Genomic DNA, 23,756 nt, shown 5'->3' on the forward strand with positions numbered 1-23,756 from the left:
AACTAAACAACGTTTAATTCAAATTGTGATTATGTTAGTCATTCTTCTGATTGCGTTTTTTTATCGAACTTATACGCACGCTTAGTGATCTGATATGTCAATAAAACATATCACAAAAGCGTAAATTGTGCTTTAATAGCAAAAATTTGTTTATATCCCAAAACTCAATCCAAAAGGAATAATAATGAGCTGGTTAGAAAGAATTTTAGGTAGAGACTCATCATCAAGTGCAGCAAAATCAAAAATCCCAGAAGGCGTTTGGACAAAATGTACAAGCTGTGAACAGGTGCTCTATAGCGAAGAATTGCAACGCAATCAACACGTTTGCCCTAAATGTGAGCACCATATGCGTATTGATGCTCGTACTCGTTTACTCAACTTATTAGACAATGATTCAGCAGTTGAAATTGCCGCAGACCTAGAGCCTCAAGATGTGCTGAAATTTAAAGATTTAAAGAAATATAAAGATCGTTTGACCGCTGCACAAAAGCAAACGGGCGAAAAAGATTCCTTCATCGTGTTATCGGGTAAACTTTATGGTATGCCAGTAGTGACCGCTTCATTTAACTTTGAGTTTATGGGCGGTTCAATGGGATCTGTGGTAGGGGCAAAATTTGTAAAAGCGGCAGAGAAAGCCTTAGCAGAAAGCATTCCGTTTATCTGTTTCTCTGCATCGGGCGGTGCACGTATGCAAGAGGCATTATTCTCATTAATGCAAATGGCGAAAACCAGTGCCATTTTAGCAAGAATGAAAGAGCAGGGCGTGCCATTTATTTCTGTATTAACTGATCCAACTTTAGGCGGTGTTTCAGCCAGCCTTGCAATGTTAGGTGATGTCAATATTGCTGAACCAAAAGCATTGATAGGCTTTGCAGGCCCTCGAGTTATTGAGCAAACGGTGCGTGAAAAATTACCAGAAGGTTTCCAGCGAGCAGAGTTTTTATTAGAACACGGTGCTATTGATATGATCGTTCCCCGTAAAGAGATGCGTGATACGCTTGCCCGACTTTGTGCTAAATTAACCAATCAACCAACGCCATTTAAAGTGGCTGAATTGATTGTTGAAAACATAGAATAAATGAATAGATTAATGACTCCTAAAGCCACGGATTCTTTGGAAACGTGGCTTTCCTATTTAGAACAAGCTCATACAAAAGCGATTGATATGGGCTTAGAGCGTATTACAACTGTGGCAAAAGAGTTGGATTTACTGAATCCTGCTCCTTATGTGATTACCGTTGCAGGTACAAATGGCAAAGGTTCTACTTGCCGACTTTTAGAAGTAACATTATTAAAAGCGGGGTTTCGTGTAGGGGTTTACTCTTCACCGCATTTAATTCATTACAATGAACGAGTAAGGATTAATGGTGAGGTTTTAGTCGATGACGATCACGTTCGTGCATTTGCAAAAATTAATGAAAAAAAGACCGCTTCACTCACTTATTTTGAGTTCAGCACACTCTCGGCTTTTGAATTATTTAAGCAACATAAACTAGATATTGTGATTTTAGAAGTCGGTTTAGGCGGGCGGTTAGATGCAACGAATATTGTTGATCCGAACCTTGCGATTATTACGTCTATTGATATCGACCACGTCACATTTTTGGGTGATAATCGAGAAGATATTGGGCGTGAAAAAGCGGGAATTTTCCGTGAAAATATTCCAGTGATTATTGGCGAGCCAGATTGCCCGAACTCGATTAAAGAAATTGCAAAATCGTTAAGTTGTCACGCTTTTTATCGAGATAAGGATTGGCAGTTTGACATTAAAAACAATCTATTTCATTGGACTTCTAAAGAAAAATCCTTTAAAGATTTACCTTTGCCATTAATTCCTATCCCAAATGCAGGTACGGCACTTGCGGCATTAATGCAATTACCCTTTGAAATTGATGAGCAAATTATTCGCGAAGCCGTTCTTGAAGCTCAAATGACAGGGCGTTTCCAAATGCTGACGGATAAGGATTTTGAGAAATTCTCAGGACGAAAACCAGTTGCAAAAGTGATTATTGATGTAGGGCATAATCCACACGCTGCTCGTTATTTGGCAGATAAACTTGCAGAGTTAAAACAAGCAAATCAAAAAATCTATGCGGTATTTAGTGCATTGGAAGATAAAGACTTATCGGGTATTGTTGAGCCGTTAGAACATTTGATTGATGAATGGTATTGTGCCAGTTTAGATTGCTGGCGAGGGCAAAGTGGTGAAGCTGTGTTGAGTAAACTGGTAAACGTGTTACCGAATTCGATCGCTTTTAGTTATGAGACGGTTGGTCAAGCAAGCCTAGCATTATTCAAAAAAGCCACAGCACAAGATATTGTGTTGGTGTTTGGTTCATTCCATACTGTAGCAGATTTTATGCTTTGGTTGGAAAAATAGCAGAAAATGATGGCGAAAGCAGTATATGCTACGCCATCTACATTTTAATTAAAGCACGTTGACAATGGCATCAGCAAGTACATCAATGTTTTTGCTGGTAATTCCTGCAACATTAATTCGGCCTGAACGCACCGCATAAATGGCGAAATCATCTTTTAATTTATCGACTTGCTCAGGCGTTAAGCCACTAAATGAGAACATACCATTTTGCTCAGTAATGAAAGAGAAGTCTTTATTTGCCCCTTTTTCTTTTAATTTTTGTACTAATTGAGTACGCATATCTTTAATGCGGTTACGCATTTCGTCTAATTCGTCAATCCATAATGCTTTCAGTTCAGGATCAGCTAATGCCACTGCTACCGCACTTGCACCGTGGGCAGATGGGTTAGAATAAAGCACACGAATAATCGATTTAATTTGTGTGAATGCACGGTTTGCATCCTCTGCGTTATCGGCAATTAACGTAAATGCCCCAACACGCTCATTATATAAACCGAAGTTTTTCGAGAATGAGCTGGCAACTAATAATTCACGGTTGTTTTTAGCGAAAGTACGTAAACCGTAAGCATCTTCTTCTAAACCGTTCGCGAAACCTTGATAAGCAAAATCGAATAACGGTAACCAGCCTTTTTCTGCGGATAATGCTGCAAGTTGTTCCCACTGTGATGGCGTTGGGTCAATCCCTGTTGGGTTATGACAGCAACCGTGGAGTAACACCACATCGCCAGCCTCAGCTTGGCTTAGGTCTGCAATTAAATTGTCCCAATCTAAACCATTGGTGTCTTTATTATAGTAGCGATAACCTTTTACATTCACACCAACCGCATCAAAAATACCGTTGTGGTTTGGCCAAGTTGGGGTAGAAATCCACACATTTTTCGCATTAGTATGGCGTTTAATAAATTCTGCTGCAATACGCAACGCCCCTGTGCCACCTAAGCTTTGAGCCGTTTTTGCACGCCCTGAGGTAATCACTTCAGCCCCTTCGCCAAATAATAAAGCTTGAGTTGCTGCATTGAAGGCTTGAACACCATCAATAGTGAGGTAGTTTTTACTGGTTTCGGTATCTAGTAAGCGTTTTTCTGCTTCTTTTACCGCTTTAACGATAGGGGTTTTGCCCTCATCTGTCATATAAACGCCAATACCAAGATTAATTTTACCTTCACGGGTATCGGCTTTGAACGCTTCGCCTAAACCTAAAATCGGGTCGGCAGGGGCGGCTTGAATATGGCTAAACATTGGCATAAGAAATACTCCTAAAATTTAAAAAATAAACGTTGAATTTATACGGCTAAATGGAAAATTTAGCAAGAGGGAAAGCATAAAAAAATTAAGTTAATCCATAAATTATTTTAATGATTTACACTTTTTAAGTATGTTTTCACAATTTCCCGATACTTTTCAATTTCTACTTTTGAATATTTTTGCTGATGTTCGTTAAAAACAGCAAGTGAGTTCAGCGTTTGCGGAGCAGATAAATATAAACGTTTTAAACTAATATAAACAGCAGGCAAGGCTCGCTTTCCATTTGCAAATGCGGTTAAATTTTGCCAATCACGCTCATCTAAAGAGATTTCTACAAGCGGTTGAAATTGCTCGAAATTTTGCAATTCCTCACAAATTTCCGTGAAAAACGGTTGAAGAGCGAAATCTCTGACAAAAGCTTGGGTAGCTTGTTGGCTAAATTGTTTACCTTGTTCTGAAATTGGGTAAATCATCATCGCACTGCGGTAGCCGCTACTGGCTTCTTTGTTGGGGGTAATTTGCACCAGTTCAAAACCGCAATTTGCCCAAAATTGATAGAGCGGAGCTGTGAGCCCAAAGCTGACAGAAATAAAATCAAGCGGTTGTTTTTGTTGAATATTTTGCAAAATAAATTGAGAAATTAACCGCTTGCCAATACCTTGATTTTGCTTTTCAGGCAGAACCGCAATGCGAGAAATACGAACCGAATGCAATTTACAAGCTTCTGGTAAATTGCCTTGAAAGCAGAGATATTGAGCCACTAAATTACCCTGCGGGCGGCGTTCGCCACGCCAAATTGCTTGAGTTAATTCGTCACTAAAGCCACCTTCTAACATTGCCCAAATACCGCCAATTAGTTTTTCATTCTCTGTTTTATGTAGAAAAATTTGCCTCTCGCCGTCAAACAAGCGGCGTAAATCGGTTGGCGTGGTTTTGTAATGGGCGGAGGCAAGCAGATGATAGAAGGAACTTTTTTCCTGTAAATGCTTGTTTGAATAAATTATATTCTTCGATAATTGCTTCTGCCAAATCTCCCCCTGCCCCTCTTTGTTAAAGAGGGGGGCTTTTTCTTCGGAAAGTAAAAGCAAATCTGTAATAAATCTCTCAAGGGGATCATTCTCCCCCCAGCGTAACGGTTCAGATAACGTCCAATGTTTGAATGGCTTATTTAACATCTTCGGTAATTTCAGCTCAAACCCTCGCCCCGTGCCTTCGTAATTTTGCGTGGTGGTGGTTAAAACCACTTTGTCAAAATGCTCACAACATTGCTGCAACATCGGCAACGGCAAGCTCGCTGCTTCATCAATAAACAGCCACGTTTTTGCAAAATTTTCACCATTTCCCACCGCTTGTATCAACCGATCTGGAGCAAAAAAACGGACTTTCTCACCCTCCACCTGCTTCCAAAAATTCGGCAGAGCAGAGTGGGAACGAGCGGTAATTACAACAGGATTTTCTTGAGAAATGGTTTCCGCTAATTTGCCTGCAAGGGTGGATTTCCCTCGTCCACGAGGGGCAGTAATTAAATGAATATCAGCATTATCAAGCGGTAGATTTTGTAGAATTTTTTGCTGTTGCTCGGTTAAATTGCAAAATTTTGTTGAAATTTGACCGCTTGTTACAGGGAGTTTAGGCAGATCTGGCTTGATTTCAAAACCAAATTTGGCGACTAATTGCTTGAAATGCTGATAAAAATTAGGACAGGCAATTGCGTGATTAGCGTTCCAACGTAACGCATCATAATCTAATTCGTTTTCTAAATTATGCCACTGAGGACAAAGCAAAAATAGAGTACCGTTTTCTTGAATAGTGCCAGCAAGAATAGAAAATGCCTCAAGATGAAAATTTATACCATTTTCTGCTTGCATATTATAGAGCGCAAAAGGATGTTCTTGCCCTAAAATAGTTTTGGCGTTGGAAAAAGGAATAGCCTTGAGGGTATGGTTTTCAGAAATGTAAAAATAGCCTTGCTTAGCAAGGCTAAAGGTATTTTGATTTGTTATAATGACTAGCGAACGCATTGTTTTATTTACATTTTCTCACTCAAATACGGATCGTCATAGCCTAAACTTTGCATAATTTCCGTTTCCAGACTTTCCATTTCCTCTGCATCCTTTTCTTCGATGTGGTCGTAGCCAAGCAGATGGAGTGTGCCGTGAACGCTTAAATGAGCCCAATGGCTTTCTTCGCTGATTTGCTGTTCCTTGGCTTCTTTTTCCATCACTTGACGGCAGATAACTAAATCTCCCAATAGCGGCATTTCAATGCCTTCTGGTACTTCAAATGGGAAAGAAAGCACGTTGGTCGGTTTATCTTTGCCTCGATAAGTGAGATTGAGTTCGTGGCTTTCGGCTTCATCCACAATTCGAATAGTGATTTCACTTTCGGGGAAATTTTCCGTTTTTGCTTCAATGGATAAAGCTTTGTGAACCCAGGTGTAAAATTGTTGTTCGCTTGGTAAGTTTTCGGTATTTTCACAGGCGATCTGTAAATCAATATATAAATTTTCCATTCGTATTACCTTTGCAAATTATAGCCATTTTTCGACCGCTTGTTGATCGCTCTCACGCCCTTCAATCCAACGTTCTCCTTCTTGAGTTTGCTCACGCTTCCAAAAAGGGGCTTTGGTTTTGAGGTAATCCATAATAAATTCATTGGCATGGTAGGCATCGCCTCGATGAGCTGAACTGACTCCAACTAATACAATTTCATCGCCTGTGTGAAGCTGCCCAATTCGATGAACAACGGCAACGCGTTGTAAATCCCAACGTTGGCGTGCTTCATCAACAATTTCTTGCAGGGCTTTTTTCGTCATTGCAGGGTAGTGCTCAAGAAATAAACCCGACACATTATCGCCTAAATTCATTTCACGCACTTTGCCGATAAAAAGCGTAGTTGCCCCAACACTATTGTATTCACTGAGCCAACGATAGATTTTGTTTTGGTCAAATTCAGCTTCTTGTACTTCAATCAATGTAGCGTGCATTTTAACCCCCTGTTACTGGTGGGAAAAATGCGACTTCATCACCATCTTTGATGGCTGTCTCAAACGGACAGATGGTTTGGTTAATTGCTACTAAAAGTTTGCCTTTTTCTAACGCTAACTGCCATTTTTTCCCTTGTTGGCTTAAATGCTCACGCAGCTCTTCTGCGGTATTAAATGTGGGGTCAATTTCTAACATATCTGTTGCCACAAGTTCACGTACTTGGGCGAAAAAAAGCACTTTAATCAATGTTGAAGTCTCCTGATTTTCCGCCACTTTTGTGTAGCAGGCGGACATTTTCAATAATCATATCTTTTTGCACCGCTTTGCACATATCGTAAATTGTTAGTGCAGCAACACTTGCAGCCGTGAGGGCTTCCATTTCTACACCTGTTTTACCTGTGAGTTTGCAAAGAGATTCAATACGAACTTGGTTAGTCTCAGGCAAGGCTTCAAGCTGTACTTCTATTTTAGAAAGTAGTAATGGGTGGCATAGTGGAATAAGCTCCCAAGTTCTTTTTGCTGCCTGAATACCTGCAATGCGAGCGGTGGCAAAAACATCGCCTTTATGATGATTACCGCTGACAATCATTTGTAGCGTTTCCGCATTCATTCGTACAAAGGCTTCGGCACGAGCAATGCGTACCGTTTCTTGTTTCATCGAAACATCGACCATATTCGCTTCGCCGCGTTGGTTGATATGAGTGAAGGTTGTCATTTATTTTATCTCTTTCTTTATTTGTGCCAAAAAGTAAATTCTAGATGGTGATTTAACCGCCTATGCTTGATAAATTATTCCTTACGCCACTATCCCCAATATGTAAATAGTGGTGTTCTCTCTTGCCTTGTAATGCTGATTTTAAACGAGTTTCTAGTTGTAATTGCTGTTCGTCTCGTTCAAGTAAATCACGAAGATCTATTCCTTCTTCGCCAAATAAACAGAGATGAAGTTTACCAAGTGCGGAAACACGCAAGCGATTACAAGAGGCACAGAAATTCTTTTCATAAGGCATAATTAAACCGATTTCCCCTTGGTAATCGGGGTGGGATAGCACTTTTGCTGGCCCGTCTGATATTGCTTTCGGTTGTAATTGCCAGCCTTCATTTAGCAAGCGATTTATAACAAACTGGCCAGAAAGGTGCTGCTGTTTGAAAAAACTATCCATTTCCCCTGTTTCCATTAGCTCAATAAAACGCATTTGAATAGGCTTATCTTTGATCCAAGCAAGGAAATTATCTAACTCGTGCGCGGTGTACTGCTTCATTAAAACGGCATTGACCTTGATTTTTTTGTAGCCAATTTCAAAGGCTTTATTAATGCCGTTTAAAATCGATTGTAATTTATTTTCGCCCGTGATTAGTTGAAATTGTCGTGTATCTAAACTATCTACGCTCACATTAATATCCGTAATACCAGCTTGTTGCCAAAGAGCAACGTCACGTTCCATTCGGTAGCCGTTGGTGGTTAAGGCGACTTTGTGGATGCCAGCAGTTTGTGAAAGAGTATGAGCAATTTCGGCAAAATCTTTGCGTAAAGTCGGCTCGCCACCAGTGATACGGATTTTCTCTGTACCTAGATTAGCAAAGGCTTTAGCGATTCGTTGAATTTCATCAACGGTGAGAAATGTTTGTTTATGCGAAGGTGGTCTATAGCCATTAGGTAAACAGTAGTTACAACGGAAGTTACAGACATCAGTAATAGAAAGTCGTAAGTAAGTATATTGACGCTGAAAACGATCAACAAGCCCAGAAATATCATTACCCACGTTTTTAATTGGAATAATAGATTGCATTTGACACCTTTCTAAATACGAGAGGACAACTCATTTCTAAGTTATCCTTTGAACAGCTAAGCTGTTACTGGCATAAATTCCATATCAAAAAATGTGCTTTAATTTTTAGAGTTAGGAAATAATGCTCGGAGTCTTAAATAAAATTGGTTTTATTGTAGGGGGAGAATGCGGATTAAGCAAGGGTATATCACGTTATATTTTGATAAGTAGCCATCACTAAATCAGGTTGGTTTGATTTATATCATTTTTTTGAATAGGTAATTTTGTTATTTTAGTGTTGCAATTTTTTATTTAGGAAACGGAATGAGTGAAAATAATCGATGGTCTTGCTTGATTAATAAGCAGGGTGATGTTTTAGAGTGGGAAAATAAAGCAGGGGTGCAATATTTTACGCAGTTAGAACAACTCTGCTGCTATGCTCAAGCGTTACTTTATTCTAATCAAACTTCGCTGTCTTTCTTTTATTGTCTGCCGAATCAATATTGGCTTAAAGTGTTGTTGAATCGCCATCAAGATTTTACGTTAATACAAGCAGAGCAAACTGAATTGCCTTTTGACATCAGTAAAAGGGAAATTGAACTATTAACTTTAATTAGCAGTGGGCTTAGCAATGAAGAAATTGCACATACATTGAACATCAGTAAGCGTACTGTGGGTAAACATATTGAACATATTTTTGCTAAAACAAATACCGAGAGCCGAACACTATTAGCGGTGTTTGCCATTACCGAGCATTTAATTTGCTTGCCAACCCCAGGTAATCTAGAAAAGTCTATTCTTGCTACCTTTAAAATTGAACAACTAGCTTTGCAATTTAAAAGCAAAAAACGACCGCTTGTAATAGATGAGCCTGCCGCTTTTTCGATTAATTGCTACAGTCATCGCCCAATTATGCTTGGCGTACCTTACGTAGAGCAAGGTATTGGTCAAATTGATACAAGAGAATTACTAAATGGCACACAACTTGCGGTAGAAAATATCAACCGACAAGGGGGGATTAATGGGCGAGAAGTACAGATTGCTACTGCAGGTTTTTGTGTAGAGAATAAATCCAGTATTCTTAATGCTTATAACACGTTGTTGGAACAAGACGTTGATGCAATTTCTACCGCCTATGCTTGTTATTTGCCCGAAGTTCACGAACTTATTGCAACGGAAGGTATTCCCTATTTGCATATTGCAACGCATAGTGGCTCTAATAAACTTGCTCAGAATTTGCCGAATAAACGAATTGAGAATATGTTCCAAGTTTGTGCAAGCGATGTCACTTATAGCTTGGGTATTCTAAATTTTCTGCAATATTACCGTTATTATTATGCAGATTTTATTCAAAACAAAACCGTCATAGTTGTTAGTGTAAAATGGCAAAAAGTCGATATTGGTATAGATAATTTATCAATCAATTTACGTAAACAAGGCTGGCATATTGAATATGTGGAGTTAGAACAGGCTAATACGGCTTATCAAGATTTGATGAAGAAAATTCACGATACGGCTCCATCTATGATTGTGCTTGCTTCCTATTTTGCAGAAGATATTGTCCATTTTCATCAAGCCTTTATTGAAAATCCGACTAATGCAATTATTTACAGTATTTATGCACCTTCTGCTTTTTTACCTCACGAGCAACCTTGTGAAGGGGTATTATGGAGCACTAACAGTGGATTAAGCGATAACTATTTAGGCAGACAGTTCTGCCAATCCTATGAACAACTATTCGAACGAAAACCCACCTATTCGCAGGCAAGCATTGCCTATGATCAAGCAAATATTTTAGTAAATGCTTGGAAACAAAGCGTTTCCCCTCGTCATTTTAAAGCGGTTTCGAATATTATTCGCCAGCAACCACATTATGGCGTGAATGGCACCTATTATTTTAATACCGATAGTCAAATTGGTTTAACTTATCCAGAAACGAAAGATTTATCTATTAGCTTGCCACAATTAATTTATCAAATTCAGCAAGGTAGAAGTGCTGTTATTGCTCCAGCCCTATTTGCTGATTCACAGTTCATATTACCAAACTGGTTTTCTTATAAATAAATATGATTGAGGAAGCATTTTCTCATTTTTATTTACTATTTTTGCCTTAGATCAAACTTTATTAACTCTTTTGAGTTAATACGTATTTTTACTTATTGCAGATACCTCTAATGAGTTAATAAAATATGCCCGTCTTTAATTTTTAGTTAGTGGGAGAGTTATGTCTAAAGCGAAAAAAATAGTGGCTTTTATTGGTGTGATGGGGTTAGGAGCCATTTTGTTAGGTGGTTCTCAATATGCAATGAAAGCCACTAATTCAACAGAATTTTGCGTAAGTTGCCATTCAATGAGTCACCCTCAAGCAGAGTGGGAAGGGAGCGTACATTTTTCTAACCGTAAAGGCATTCGAGCAGAATGTTCGGATTGCCACGTTCCACAAGATACCTTGCATTATGTAAAAGCAAAAGTAATAGCATTAAAAGATGTGTGGCACACTTTTGTGACTAACAAATTACCCGATCAGGAAGCGTATGAAGCTCATCGTCTGGAAATGGCTCAACGAGTGTGGGAAGAGATGAAAGCAAATGATTCTATGACTTGCAGAAGTTGCCATAGTTTTGATGCTATGGTGTTGTCAGATCAAAAAGAATCTGCTCAGAAGATGCACAAACTTGCACAAGAAACTAACCAAACTTGTATTGATTGCCATAAAGGTGTTGCTCATTTTATGCCAGATATTCAATTAGATAATGTCGCAGCAGCAGGAGAATTATCAAAACACGGTGCAGAATTTACTACCAGTGATAAAACGCTTTACACGCTTGCGATGACCACGGCTCAACTTCCACAAGGAGGAGAAGTTCGGTTATTGCCTTATGCTGAATTACATCAGTGGAAAGAAGAAGGGGAGCAAGTAAAAGCGACAATTAAGGGCTGGCAACAAGAAGGAGCAGAATCTGTTGTATATATGGATTTAGGTAAACGCATTATGGTGGCGTTATTACCTGATGAGACTCAAAGTAAAGTGAATATCGTAAACACGGTTTTTGATAATGTGACTAACTCGAATTGGAAAGAAATTAATGTTGAGATTATTGCGCCTAAAACTGCAGTAACCGCAAATATTATGGCATTAAATCAATTTGGAGATAATTTGAACCAAACCCATTGTAGCGGTTGCCATGCACCAATCGGAGCAGATCATTACACGGCTAATCAGTGGATTGGGGTAGTAAATTCAATGAAAGATAGAACATCAATGTCTGCAGATGATGTCAGAGCGGTCACTATTTATTTACAACGTAACGCTAAAGATATTGCAGGTAGTTCACATTAATTTTTAACTTAGAGGATACCGAGCTTGTGAACCTAAGTCTCTATGTGGGATATGGTAGCAAGCCGTAAAGATGCAAAACAAGCGGTCGTTTTTTGCGAAAATTTTGCAAAAAGATCTAGCAACTTTACCAATGGATAAGCGAGAAATGGCTTATCCACTCGACTTCAGAAAGGTGTCTATTTTTAACTTAACTTCAAATGAGGTTTATTATGAAAAAGCAAGACAATATTGACGTAAGTCGTCGTGGTTTTCTAAAAAAATCATCACTTAGCTTAGCTGCGGGTGCAGGTTTCGCAACCAGTACTACTGGCGTAGTAGGTGCATTAGCATCAACGAGTGCAAAAGCGGCTGAAATGAATGCGGTGCTAACGGCCGCCCATTGGGGGCCATTAGCCGTTGTGGTTGAAAACGGTAAAGTTGTGAAATCCGATTCTGCTATTGATATTTCTGTGCCAAATGAATTACAGCACGTTGTGGCTGATCAAGTTCACGGTGAAGCTCGTGTGAAATATCCAATGGTGCGTAAAGGCTACTTAGAAGGTAATAAAGATACCACCTTACGTGGGCGTGATGAATGGGTTCAAGTTTCTTGGGAAAAAGCCTTTGAATTGGTTCACGCAGGGATAAAATCTGCTCGTGATACATACGGTGCAACCAGTATTTTTGCAGGCTCTTATGGTTGGTATAGCTCAGGCTCATTACACGCTGCCCGTACATTATTACACCGCTATATGAACTTAACGGGTGGATTTGTTGGGGTAAAAGGTGATTATTCGACTGGTGCGGCTCAAGTTATTATGCCGCACGTGCTGGGTACTATTGAGGTTTATGAACAACAAACCAGCTGGGAGGTTTTACTTGAAAGTAGCGATATTATCGTGCTTTGGTCAGCAAATCCATTAACGACTTTACGTAATGCTTGGACATCAACCGATCAACAAGGTATTGAATATTTCAAAAAATTCAAAGAAACAGGTAAACGTATTATCTGTATTACGCCTGAACGTAATGAGTCAGCGGAATATCTCAATGCAGAATGGGTGCCTGTGAATACTGGGACAGATGTGGCATTAATGTTAGGTATCGCACATACTTTAGTGAGTGAAGATAAGCACGATAAAGCGTTTTTGAAAAAATATACGGCAGGCTATGATAAATTTGAAGAATACCTATTAGGCAAAACGGATAATCAGCCAAAAGATGCCGCGTGGGCAGCGAAAATTTGTGGTGTGCCAGCAGAAAAAATTAAGCAATTAGCCGCTGATTTTTCATCAAAACGCACGATGTTAATGGGGGGCTGGGGTATGCAACGCCAACGCCACGGTGAACAAACTCACTGGATGTTAGTTACCCTTGCTTCAATGTTAGGTCAAATTGGATTGCCAGGTGGAGGGTTTGGGTTAAGTTATCATTATGCAAATGGTGGTGCACCAACTGCAACTGGCGGGATTGTTGGTGCAATATCGGCAAATACAAGTGGTGATGTAGGCGAAAAAACGTGGTTAGATGATACGTCAAAAGCGTCATTCCCATTAGCCCGTATTTCAGATGCGTTACTCAATCCAGGTAAAACTATTCAATATAACGGAACAGAAATTACCTATCCAGATATCAAAGTGATTTATTGGGCAGGCGGTAATCCATTAGTGCATCATCAAGATACTAACACAATGGTAAAAGCCTGGCAAAAACCAGATTTAATTGTGGTGAACGAATGTTATTGGACGCCAACCGCTCGTATGGCAGATATATTATTACCAGCAACAACCAGTTATGAGCGTAATGACTTAACAATGTCGGGTGATTATTCAATGATGAATATTTTCCCAATGAAACAAGTTGTTGAGCCACAATTTGAAGCGAAAAGCGATTACGATATTTTTGCTGAGCTTTCTAAACGTGCTGGCGTAGAAGATAAGTTTACTGAGGGGAAATCAGAAATGGATTGGATCAAGGGCTTCTATCAATCCGCTTTTGATGCAGCACGTAAAAACAGAGTTATTATGCCGAATTTCGATAAGTTCTGGGCAGAAAATAAACCAATTACATTTAAAGTAAGTGATAAAGCGAAAAAATGGGTGCGTTATGAAGAGTTCCGTAATGATCCATTGCTCAATCCATTAGGTACGCCATCGGGAAAAATTGAAATATTTTCAGATGTGATTGCTAAAATGAATTATGATGACTGTCAAGGCTATCCAAGTTGGATGGAACCAGAAGAGTATGCGGGTAATGCAACGGCTGAAGCACCATTGGCTTTAGTTACCCCTCATCCTTACTATCGCTTACATAGCCAGTTAGCACATACTTCATTGCGTAACAAATATACCGTAAAAGATCGTGAACCTATGTTAATTCACAAAGATGATGCCGCTGCTCGTGGTATTGCTGATGGTGACATTGTTCGCGTGTTTAATACCCGTGGTCAAATTCTAGCAGGTGCAGTTGTTACAGAGGGCATTATTAAAGGCACTGTCGCTATTCACGAGGGGGCTTGGTATGATCCAGCAGATGCAGATCAAAGTGAAAAACCACTGTGTAAATTTGGTTGCCCGAATGTGTTAACACGTGATGAAGGCACATCAAAATTAGCACAAGGTAACTCACCAAATACGGCAGTAGTACAAGTTGAGAAATTTACAGGACAAGCACCAGAAGTAACGGTCTTTAAAGAGCCTAAATATACGAAAGCTTAATTGATTGCATAAAAGCACCACGTTTTGTCTGCACCCCAAAAGTTGGAGTAAATAACCAACTGATTAAGGTGCAGATTTTTAATGTGGGATCAACCAATAATCATAATGAAATCAATCGGTACTGTTCTTGGTAAGAGGCAAACTTGCTCTCCTGAACTTAAATTACTTGTCATACAAGCGGTCAAAAACGGCAAATATTTTGCAACTTAAGCACAGGGGATTTTCATTTATATTAGAATCAGATAGCTGTTTTAAACAGATAGAGGTTATAGCCAATATACGCGGAGAAAAGTAACAGACCTTCTATGCGGTTAATTCTCCCACCTTCTGGTCGGCGATAAATATTGATACCATAAATAAAGAGTAAGAAAGTTAAAGCGGACATCGTAATAATATCACGATAGAATATTTCTGCTGTGACTTGCATTGACTCAATTGTCCCTGCAATCCCTACAACGGCAAGGGTATTGAATAAATTAGAACCGATAATATTACCTAATGCTAAATCTACTTCGCCTTTACGGGCTGCAGCAATTGATGAGGCAAGCTCTGGTAAAGAGGTGCCTATAGCGACAATGGTTAACCCGATAACTAAGTCGCTTACACCGAAGAATTTGGCTACTTCAACCGCTCCCCAAACTAAAAATTGAGAACTCACCACTAAAAGTACTAACCCAATAATGAGCCATAGAATCGATTTTTTTAAGCTCATTGCTGAACTATCAGCTAATTGTGCATCAACATCTATTGCTAACGCATCATTTTTATTTCTCATAGAGATAATAATTGTCCAGACCATATAAGCCAAAAATATAGCAAGTAAAATAATCGCATCTAAGAGAGTAACATTCGCATCGTAAAGTAAATAAGCAGAAAGTAGAGTCACTGCCATTAAAATGGGTAACTCTTTTTTCAACACGTCAGAGTTTACCCGTAGCGGTTTAATTATGGCGGTTAAACCTAAAATAAGGGCAATATTAGTAATATTTGAGCCATACGCATTACCGAGAGCAATACCAGGTACGCCATTTAACGCCGATGAAGCTGAAACAATCATCTCGGGTGCGGATGTACCAAAGCCAATTACGACAATCCCGATGAGTAACGGAGCCATACCAAAATGGCGAGCTACTGAGGCAGCACCATCAACAAATCGATCGGCACTCCAAACTAGCACAAGTAAGCCGCCAATAATGGCTATAAGAGCAAAAGTCATAAATTATCCTTCTATGTACAAAGAAATGGCATTATAGCTTGTTGCCTAAAAATAAATATAGGCAAAGCAAAATAAATCGCCTATTATTTTGAAAAACTTGGACAAATAAACAATGAAAGATAACGAATTAAAAACGCTTTTAGCTGAATTTACGCAACAGCAGAAAGCTGCATTTTCAAACACGGATGTACTAGAATTAATTGCCGAACGTAGTCGCTTTTATGATGAAATTTTGCATACACTTTGGCAAGAATATGGATTAGAAAAACGTGAAGATCTTGCTTTATTAGCCGTTGGCGGATATGGGCGGGAAGAAATGTTTCCGCTCTCTGATCTGGATATTTTAGTGCTAACTGAAAAGCCGTTAGATGAAAGCACTCAACACGTGTTGAATGAATTATTTAATGTACTTTGGGATAGCAAATTACAACTTGGCTCAAGTATCCGAACTATTGAGGAATGTATTGAAATTGGCAGGGCTGAAATTTCGGTTGCGACTAATATGCTTGAGGGCCGTTTTTTATTCGGCAATCATCAGCTCTGGCTCAATTTAAAAGAAGCAATATACCAACCCGATTTTTGGGACATTCAGGCATTTTTTAAAGCTAAAATGGACGAAAAAAACGCTCGTTATGTCCGCTATCATAATACCAGCTACAATCTTGAGCCTGACTTAAAACATAGCCCTGGCGGGTTAAGAGATCTCAATTTGATCTCGTGGATTATGTTACGCCAATACGGCGTGCATTCATTTTTAGATTTGCTCAATAAAGGCTTGCTCTATTACGAAGAATATAAGGAATTAACCGCAGCACAAGCGGTGCTTTTTCGGATGCGTTTTGCACTTCATTTACAACTCAAACGTTATGATAACCGCCTGAGATTTGATAGACAGCTCCAATTAAGTGCATTTTTAGGCTATCAAGGTGAGGGAAACCAAGCGGTTGAAATGATGATGAGAGATTATTTCCAATCGACAAAATCCATTTCTCAACTTAGCCAATTACTGCTTAATAGTTTTGAGCAAGCCCATTTATTGAATTTGCAAAAAATGGGGCAAAAACAACCGCTTGATCGGCATTTTTATCAACAAAATCAGATGTTGTTTGTTGAAGATCGCCGCATTTTCAGAAATCAGCCAACGACCATATTGGATCTTTTTTTCCATATGACGCATTTTCCGCAATTAAATGCGAGTGCTGATACGTTAAGACAATTACGTTTATCTCTCCAGCAGCAAGAGCAACCACTTTGTGAAGATCGGGAAATGCGAGAAAAGTTTGTTCAGCTTTTTAATCAGCCTAAAGTGGTATCTAGAGCTATTTTACCTATGCACCAATTAGGTTTCTTGGCGGCCTATTTGCCACAATGGAAAGGGATTGAAGGATTGATGCAGTTCGATCTTTTCCATATTTACACGGTAGATGAACACACCATTCGAGTTATGCTGAATTTGGAGCATTTTACTGAAAATGCTAAAAATTCGGCTTTTCCGCTCTGCCATACATTATTTTCACAGTTATCGAATAACCACGCATTGATTTATATTGCCGCACTTTTCCACGATATTGCGAAGGGAAGAGAGGGTGATCACGCTAAGGTAGGGGCTGGTGATATGAGTGCGTTTGCCGAATTACATCACTTTAATCAAGAGCAAACCGACTATATGGTATGGCTGGTGGAAGAGCATTTAACAATGTCGATTACTGCTCAACGGCGTGATATTCACGACCCTGAAGTTGTGCGTACATTTGCAAAAAAAGTGAAAAATCAGACCGCTTTATCTTCACTACTTTGTTTGACCGTTGCTGATATTTGTGCAACGAGTGGAAGTTTATGGAATGATTGGAAAGCCTCACTCTTTACGCAACTATACCAATTCACCTTAAAACAACTCGCTGAAAATTTAGACTACGAAGCAGTAGCGAACGAGCATCGCTTACAAGCTTTAGAGCTAATGAAGTTTATGCTTTCGCCGAATGAGCGTAAAATCTTAGCTGAATTTTGGCAGCCTTGCCCACAAAGCTATTTTTTACGCCATACCCCGACTCAGTTGGTCTGGCATACCTTAAGTTATATCAAAAATCAAAAATTGCCAATGGCATTGATAAGTAATGAATGTGCAAGAGGGGGGACAGAAATTTTTGTGTGTTGCCAAGATCAACCCCAGCTTTTTGCTCGTATAGCACAGTTATTAAGCCAAAAGAAAATCAGTATTCACGATGCACAAATTATTACTAGCGAAAATGGATTAGTGTTGGATAGCTTTATTGTCACCGAACGTAATGGAGCGGACTTAACGAATGAAAGAAGTCTGCAAATTCAGCGATCGCTCATTAAAATGTTAGGAATGCCGCATCATCACGTTAAATTTATTAAAAAGCCCGTTAAACATTCATCATTTAAACGCAAAACTAGACTACGTTTTCTTCCAGCAACATCAAAAAAACAAACTGAATTTGAACTATTTACGCTTGATAGAGAAGGCTTATTAGCACAAATTGGTTATATTTTTAATCGCCTTAATTTGAATTTGCTAAATGCGAAAATTACTACAATTGGAGAGAGAGTAGAAGATTTCTTTGTCGTAAATAATGCTAAAGGGCAGGCGTTATCCGAGCAAGAGCAATTTGCACTTCAAGAAACAATAATCAGCGAATTAGAGAGTGAATAGAAAAACCGCTTGCCGTTAATAACTACAAGCGGTTATTTTTTCTATAAATTTTACGATTTAAGTAAACCAGATGAGCCTTCAGAATAATCTCGTGGCTGATCTTCGTCTGTCTTTTTAGGCTGAGTAGGCAATTGGGTTTGTTGGAAAAAGGGAATGTTTTTGGCATTTTCAGGCAATAGTTTTTCAGAACTTTGGGCTAAGTGTGCATAAAGTTTTTTATAATCTGTTGCTAAAGTGGAAAGTAACTGAGCGGATTGTTCAAAATGTTTCTCAAGTTGTTGATTTTTTTCATTAATATCTGCTTTTGCCAGTTTAAGTGTTTGCTCTAATTCGTGTTGTTTCTTAACATTACTATTAAATGCACGTACTAGAATAGCACCTAGTACAGCACCAACAATAAATGCAGCAGCAATTGCCGTCCAAATATCGCTTGCCCATTGTTCCATCATAAGCTCCTCATATTTTAAGTAGTAAAATTTATGACTGTCTTTTTAACACTTCCGATTTTATTTGAAAAGCAGCAAATGATTAAAATGTGATATAGGCTTAATTTTAACGAATAAGTCTAAAAAATATTAGATTTTGGTATAAAAAATCTGTATAATCGTGCCACCCTGTTTTGCTTGGTTTTCCCGCCAAGTAGTTTGGTCAGAACTGACTCGAAGGGGTTAGATTCTACCGTCATAGGTAATTCCTTTTTAGGAATTGGGTTATAAACTTTAAATTTTGGTATTTAATTAATGAAAACTTTTGTAGCAAAACCAGAAACCGTTCAACGTGACTGGTATGTAGTAGATGCGACAGGTAAAACTTTAGGTCGTTTAGCTACTGAATTAGCACGCCGTTTACGCGGTAAACATAAAGCTGAATATACTCCGCACGTAGATACAGGTGATTACATCATCGTGATTAACGCAGAGAAAGTAGCAGTAACTGGCAAAAAAGAAACTGATAAAATCTACTACTGGCACACTGGCTACGTAGGTGGTATCAAAGATGCAACCTTCAAAGAAATGATTGCACGTCGTCCAGAAGCAGTGATCGAGATCGCAGTTAAAGGTATGTTACCTAAAGGTCCTTTAGGTCGTGAAATGTTCCGTAAATTAAAAGTTTACGCAGGCAACGAACATAACCACGCTGCACAACAACCACAAGTTTTAGACATCTAATCACGGAGCAGAAAAATGACAGTAGCAAATCAAAACTATGGCACAGGTCGCCGCAAAAGCTCTTCAGCTCGTGTATTTATCAAACCGGGCAATGGTAACATTACCATTAACCAACGTTCTTTAGAGGTTTACTTCGGTCGTGAAACTTCACGAATGATCGTTCGTCAACCATTAGAATTAGTTGAATTAACAGATAAATTAGACCTATACATCACAGTAACTGGTGGTGGTATTTCTGGTCAAGCAGGTGCTATCCGTCACGGTATCACCCGTGCATTAATGGAATATGATGAAACTTTACGCCCAGCACTTCGAGCAGCAGGCTTTGTTACTCGTGATGCTCGTCGCGTTGAACGTAAAAAAGTGGGTTTACACAAAGCACGTCGTCGTCCACAATACTCAAAACGTTAATTATATTTTCGTTTTCAAAAAAGGGCAGGGTTTCCTGCCTTTTTTTATTGCAATTTGAAGTTATTTTTTATAGATATATTTTACAATTAATAATGCTGTTCCTGCACCAATCAGATCAGCCACTCCATCTAACCAAGAGCCTTGTCGGGTTTCAGTAAAATTAGCTTGTCCCCATTCTGTTCCAAAAGCGTAAATGAATGCAAAAATTATCAACCCTAAATAGGGTACGGCTTTACTGGATTGAATAAATGCTCTCGCCGCCAACCAAATTTGTATAAAGAAAATAGCGAAATGCCCTATTTTGTCAATATGTGGAAAAGGTGGTGGGTTGCCCCCATTTTCACGAAAAATCAGCGCATAGATACTAACAACAAGCCAAATTATGGCTAATAGAGTATATTTATTCATCTTTAAATTTAAATGTATTTTAGAAAGGATAGGCGAACAAGCGGTCGTTTTTAGCAAAAAATTTACTAAAAATAACCGCTTGCAGTGTAGATTGATTACTCAAACAAGTTTTTGTGTAATGCACGAACAGCATCGTCAGCTTCACTATTTTTGATAAGCATACAGATATTGTTACTGCTTGCACCATAGCTGATTAAGCGAATATTATAATTCTCAAGAGTATGGAATAATTTTTTTGCTACGCCTGATTGGTGGTGTAAGTTATTACCAATAATGGCGACTAATGCTAAATCATTTTCAACTTGAACATTGCAATAAGCATTGAGCTCATCAAGTAATTCGGCAGATAACATTTCTGTGCCAGAAGAGGCTGATCCTGTTTTGTCTAGTGTGAGAGATACGCTTACTTCTGAAGTAGTAATGACATCAACCGAAATTTTATGTTTTGTTAAAATAGTAAATAGATTTGCTAAGAAACCTTGTGCGTGTAGCATTGAAAGGCTTGAAAGTGTTAATAAAGTTTGGTTACGACGTAGCGCTATTGCTCGGAAAGTCGGGCGGGGTTGAGGATCACGTGTTACCCAAGTCCCATTTTGTTCAGGGGCTTTGCTTGACCCCACGTAAACAGGAATATTGCTACGTACGGCTGGTAGTAATGTGGCTGGGTGAAGTACTTTTGCTCCAAAGGTTGCCATTTCTGCTGCTTCGTTAAATGCCATAGTATCAATACGTTGTGCATTCGGTACAACACGTGGATCAGTAGTATAGATGCCGGGAACGTCTGTCCAAATTAAAACATCATTTGCATTTAATACCTCAGCTAATAATGCGGCAGAGTAGTCTGAGCCTCCACGCCCTAAAGTAGTGGTTTTACCTTCATCATCACGGCCAATAAAGCCTTGTGTAATTACAATTTTGCCAGATTCGATAAGCGGTTTGATTATCTTGTCAGATTGCTGTTGGGTTTTTTCGTCATTTGGTGTGGCTTTGCCGTAGAAATTATTTGTCGCCACAACGTCACGCACATCTACCCATAATGCTGGGTGTCCACGTTCAATTAATAATTGAGTGAATATTTTTGTGGACATCATCTCACCGTGACTAATTAATTCATCACTTAATGCGGCAGAAGTAGCAAGGCTTGCTGATTCGGCTAATGCTTCTATATGCTCTAATAACTCGTTAATTTCAGCACGTACGTTATCTTGCTGTTGTAATTTTTCAATAATATTGTATTGAATTTGGCGTACTGCTTTTATGATTTCATCACGTTTTTCTTTTTCACAACCATTTGCGAGTTCAACTAAATAGTTTGTAACTCCCGCAGAAGCAGAAAGAACGACCACCCGAGTGTTTGCATCAGCAATCACGATATTAGCAGACAAAGTCATTGCATCAAAATTGGCAACACTTGTACCACCGAATTTAGCCACAGAAAGATGAGACATAAAAATTTCCTTAAATAGATTGAGATAATATTGTGTTAGGGGATATTCGGAAAGGAAATTTGAGCAGATTATACGGTTTGATTGATTGAACCAAGTAATCAGAGCACTCCATTTAATATATGATATTAAATGACAGCTGATAGGATTCAACCTACGCAGCCGATGTTAATTCCATTCTAGTGAATTCACACCTCGGCAAGCACTCCCATCACTTAATTTTCAAACGGTCCTAGTTACCTCAAATTAAGTTGCCTGAGTGTTGCACCTCTCCCACAATGGTAAAGCCATTGTTATTTTTCCAGCACAATGGAAAAACGGTATAGAAATACCTTTTTATCATAGTTTTGTCAATGAATATTTGTTATCTAGGGCTTGGGTGCCGTATTGAAATAAAATTTCAAAGATATTTTTTGAAATGGATCACAAAACTCAATTTATCTAGTTGTAGTTTTCTTGAGTTAATTTTATTCTCATTTCCTCATAAGGTAACTTTGGAGATCATATATTATGAGTGCATTAACATATTTACAAAAAATCGGGCGTGCCTTAATGGTGCCTGTTGCTGCATTACCAGCAGCAGCGTTACTAATGGGTATTGGTTATTGGGTTGACCCAGAGGGTTGGGGGGCAAATAGTCAGTTTGCGGCATTACTCATCAAATCGGGTGCGGCAATTATTGATAATATGTCTATTCTATTTGCAGTAGGGGTTGCATTTGGAATGTCAAAAGAAAAAGATGGTGCAGCAGCATTATCAGGTCTAGTGGGGTATTTAGTCCTAACAACCTTACTTGCTCCAGGGGCGGTGGCTCAATTATTAGGTGTAGCGGCAGATCAAGTGCCTGCGGCGTTTGGTAAAATCAATAATCAATTTATTGGTATTTTAGTCGGTGTTATTTCTGCAGAGCTTTATAACCGCTTCTATCAAGTGGAATTATCGAAAGCATTATCATTTTTTAGTGGTAAACGTTTAGTACCGATTGTTGTTTCTGTTGTGATGATTGTGGTCGCATTTATCTTACTTTATGTATGGCCTGTTATTTTCGGTGGTTTAGTCTCTTTTGGTGAATCAATTAAAGATATGGGTTCAATCGGTGCAGGTATTTATGCTTTCTTCAACCGCTTACTCATTCCTGTTGGTTTACACCACGCATTAAACTCAGTATTCTGGTTTGATGTGGCAGGTATTAATGATATTCCAAACTTCTTAGGTGGTGCGAAATCATTGGCTGAAGGCAACGCAGTTGTTGGCGTGACAGGTATGTATCAAGCAGGCTTTTTCCCAGTAATGATGTTCGGTTTACCAGCCGCAGCATTAGCGATTTATCATAGTGCAAAACCAGCTAAGAAAGCACAAGTTGCATCAATTATGTTTGCTGCTAGCTTGGCTTCATTCTTTACGGGTATTACAGAACCACTTGAATTTGCATTTATGTTTGTCGCACCCGTACTTTATGTTGTACACGCATTATTAACGGGGCTTTCTGTTTATATTGCAGCTTCAATGGAGTGGATTGCAGGTTTCGGTTTTAGTGCTGGCTTAGTGGATTTAGTCTTGTCTAGTCGAAACCCACTTGCGGTTCAATGGTATATGCTTATCGTACAAGGCCTAGTTTTTGCAGTGATTTACTATGCGTTATTCCGTATTGTCATTCGTGTTTTCAACTTAAAAACGCCAGGTCGTGAAGATGAGGTGGATGCACAAACAATCAATGCAACTTCTCGTAGTGAACAAGCCTCAAAATTTATTGCAGCATTAGGTGGTAAAGGGAATATTACCAGCATTGATGCCTGTATCACACGCTTACGTTTAACCTTAAACGATACGAACAAAGTAAATGAGGCAAAATTAAAAGTATTAGGCTCAAAAGGTAATATCAAATTAGGCAATAACGGCTACCAAGTTATTCTTGGACCTGAAGCTGAATTTGTTGCTGATGCAATGAAGAAACTTTAAATCAGCTATTAAAGTGTTCTGATAAAATAAACAAGCGGTCATATTCTGTAAAATTTT

The 23,756-nt window shown here is 38.9% G+C and carries 20 protein-coding genes and 3 riboswitches; of the genes, 9 read left to right on the forward strand and 11 right to left on the reverse strand.

The features are described 5' to 3' along the window. Positions 1-184 precede the first annotated feature (184 nt). Together accD and folC are read left to right on the forward strand one after the other, a co-directional pair. Positions 185-1,078 carry an acetyl-CoA carboxylase, carboxyltransferase subunit beta gene (gene accD / locus GM698_RS09655; RefSeq protein ID WP_176808539.1) on the forward strand — a complete coding sequence of 298 codons (894 nt, stop codon included), beginning with the start codon at positions 185-187 and terminating at the stop codon, positions 1,076-1,078. Beyond that, positions 1,079-2,380 (forward strand): bifunctional tetrahydrofolate synthase/dihydrofolate synthase, encoded by a 1,302-nt coding sequence (gene folC, locus GM698_RS09660; protein WP_209289354.1) that lies wholly within the window; start codon positions 1,079-1,081, stop codon positions 2,378-2,380. Positions 2,381-2,428: 48 nt separating this feature from the next. Here the strand turns inward: folC and GM698_RS09665 are convergent, their stop codons facing one another. The 7 genes from GM698_RS09665 to moaA form a co-directional block, all read right to left on the reverse strand. Further along, the gene (locus GM698_RS09665) at positions 2,429-3,625 is read right to left on the reverse strand and encodes an amino acid aminotransferase (protein WP_272955342.1); all 1,197 of its coding nucleotides are present in this window, start codon (positions 3,623-3,625) and stop codon (positions 2,429-2,431) included. Positions 3,626-3,732: 107 nt separating this feature from the next. Next, on the reverse strand, positions 3,733-5,646 hold the full coding sequence (locus GM698_RS09670) for a GNAT family N-acetyltransferase (RefSeq protein WP_176812609.1): 1,914 nt from the start codon (positions 5,644-5,646) through the stop codon (positions 3,733-3,735). Between the two features lie 8 nt (positions 5,647-5,654). Continuing rightward, on the reverse strand, positions 5,655-6,137 hold the full coding sequence (ybeY, locus tag GM698_RS09675) for an rRNA maturation RNase YbeY (RefSeq protein ID WP_176812608.1): 483 nt from the start codon (positions 6,135-6,137) through the stop codon (positions 5,655-5,657). A gap of 18 nt (positions 6,138-6,155) precedes the next feature. Continuing rightward, positions 6,156-6,611 carry a molybdopterin synthase catalytic subunit MoaE gene (moaE, locus tag GM698_RS09680; RefSeq protein WP_176812607.1) on the reverse strand — a complete coding sequence of 152 codons (456 nt, stop codon included), beginning with the start codon at positions 6,609-6,611 and terminating at the stop codon, positions 6,156-6,158. A 1-nt stretch (position 6,612) separates the two neighbouring features. Then, a complete protein-coding gene (gene moaD, locus GM698_RS09685; RefSeq protein ID WP_159629954.1) occupies positions 6,613-6,858 on the reverse strand; it encodes a molybdopterin synthase sulfur carrier subunit in 246 nt (81 codons plus the stop codon). Continuing rightward, positions 6,851-7,327, reverse strand: coding sequence for a cyclic pyranopterin monophosphate synthase MoaC (moaC, locus tag GM698_RS09690; protein WP_176812606.1), 477 nt, complete (start codon positions 7,325-7,327; stop codon positions 6,851-6,853). Before moaC ends, moaD begins: the two co-directional genes overlap by 8 nt. Positions 7,328-7,379: 52 nt before the next feature. Further along, positions 7,380-8,402: a GTP 3',8-cyclase MoaA gene (gene moaA, locus GM698_RS09695; protein WP_176810022.1), complete on the reverse strand. Its 1,023-nt coding sequence runs from the start codon at positions 8,400-8,402 to the stop codon at positions 7,380-7,382. Next, a riboswitch (molybdenum cofactor riboswitch) is annotated at positions 8,391-8,545 on the reverse strand. It overlaps the preceding gene by 12 nt. A 160-nt stretch (positions 8,546-8,705) precedes the next feature. Between moaA and GM698_RS09700 the strand changes: the two genes are divergently transcribed. From GM698_RS09700 to GM698_RS09710, 3 genes are all read left to right on the forward strand, one after another. Beyond that, the gene (locus GM698_RS09700) at positions 8,706-10,445 is read left to right on the forward strand and encodes a LuxR C-terminal-related transcriptional regulator (protein ID WP_209289355.1); all 1,740 of its coding nucleotides are present in this window, start codon (positions 8,706-8,708) and stop codon (positions 10,443-10,445) included. A 160-nt stretch (positions 10,446-10,605) separates the two neighbouring features. Beyond that, positions 10,606-11,721, forward strand: coding sequence for a NapC/NirT family cytochrome c (locus tag GM698_RS09705; RefSeq protein ID WP_209289356.1), 1,116 nt, complete (start codon positions 10,606-10,608; stop codon positions 11,719-11,721). Between the two features lie 4 nt (positions 11,722-11,725). After that, positions 11,726-11,912, forward strand: a riboswitch (molybdenum cofactor riboswitch). An 18-nt stretch (positions 11,913-11,930) separates the two neighbouring features. Next, the gene (locus GM698_RS09710; protein ID WP_209289357.1) at positions 11,931-14,417 is read left to right on the forward strand and encodes a molybdopterin guanine dinucleotide-containing S/N-oxide reductase; all 2,487 of its coding nucleotides are present in this window, start codon (positions 11,931-11,933) and stop codon (positions 14,415-14,417) included. Positions 14,418-14,655: 238 nt separating this feature from the next. On the opposite strand, the gene GM698_RS09715 is transcribed toward GM698_RS09710, so the two are convergent. After that, positions 14,656-15,633, reverse strand: coding sequence for a calcium/sodium antiporter (locus tag GM698_RS09715; protein ID WP_176808526.1), 978 nt, complete (start codon positions 15,631-15,633; stop codon positions 14,656-14,658). Between the two features lie 112 nt (positions 15,634-15,745). Between GM698_RS09715 and glnD the strand changes: the two genes are divergently transcribed. Beyond that, the gene (gene glnD, locus GM698_RS09720; protein WP_209289358.1) at positions 15,746-18,307 is read left to right on the forward strand and encodes a bifunctional uridylyltransferase/uridylyl-removing protein GlnD; all 2,562 of its coding nucleotides are present in this window, start codon (positions 15,746-15,748) and stop codon (positions 18,305-18,307) included. Positions 18,308-18,357: 50 nt separating this feature from the next. On the opposite strand, the gene GM698_RS09725 is transcribed toward glnD, so the two are convergent. Next, positions 18,358-18,753 carry a YhcB family protein gene (locus GM698_RS09725; protein WP_209289806.1) on the reverse strand — a complete coding sequence of 132 codons (396 nt, stop codon included), beginning with the start codon at positions 18,751-18,753 and terminating at the stop codon, positions 18,358-18,360. A gap of 294 nt (positions 18,754-19,047) precedes the next feature. Between GM698_RS09725 and rplM the strand changes: the two genes are divergently transcribed. Both rplM and rpsI read left to right on the forward strand, forming a co-directional pair. Further along, the gene (rplM, locus tag GM698_RS09730; RefSeq protein WP_025217228.1) at positions 19,048-19,476 is read left to right on the forward strand and encodes a 50S ribosomal protein L13; all 429 of its coding nucleotides are present in this window, start codon (positions 19,048-19,050) and stop codon (positions 19,474-19,476) included. Between the two features lie 15 nt (positions 19,477-19,491). Then, on the forward strand, positions 19,492-19,887 hold the full coding sequence (gene rpsI, locus GM698_RS09735) for a 30S ribosomal protein S9 (RefSeq protein ID WP_159629968.1): 396 nt from the start codon (positions 19,492-19,494) through the stop codon (positions 19,885-19,887). Positions 19,888-19,947: 60 nt separating this feature from the next. Here rpsI and GM698_RS09740 read toward each other — a convergent pair whose 3' ends face one another. Both GM698_RS09740 and lysC read right to left on the reverse strand, forming a co-directional pair. Beyond that, positions 19,948-20,295: a VanZ family protein gene (locus GM698_RS09740; RefSeq protein WP_176810016.1), complete on the reverse strand. Its 348-nt coding sequence runs from the start codon at positions 20,293-20,295 to the stop codon at positions 19,948-19,950. A 95-nt stretch (positions 20,296-20,390) separates the two neighbouring features. Then, positions 20,391-21,743: a lysine-sensitive aspartokinase 3 gene (gene lysC / locus GM698_RS09745; protein ID WP_159629974.1), complete on the reverse strand. Its 1,353-nt coding sequence runs from the start codon at positions 21,741-21,743 to the stop codon at positions 20,391-20,393. 93 nt (positions 21,744-21,836) lie between these two features. Continuing rightward, positions 21,837-22,021, reverse strand: a riboswitch (Lysine riboswitch). Positions 22,022-22,250: 229 nt separating this feature from the next. Here lysC and nagE point away from each other — a divergent pair. Beyond that, positions 22,251-23,699 carry an N-acetylglucosamine-specific PTS transporter subunit IIBC gene (gene nagE / locus GM698_RS09750; RefSeq protein ID WP_209289359.1) on the forward strand — a complete coding sequence of 483 codons (1,449 nt, stop codon included), beginning with the start codon at positions 22,251-22,253 and terminating at the stop codon, positions 23,697-23,699. Positions 23,700-23,756 lie beyond the last annotated feature (57 nt).

The organism is Mannheimia sp. ZY171111 (genome assembly GCF_017750945.1).
GTDB lineage: Bacteria > Pseudomonadota > Gammaproteobacteria > Enterobacterales > Pasteurellaceae > Mannheimia > Mannheimia pernigra.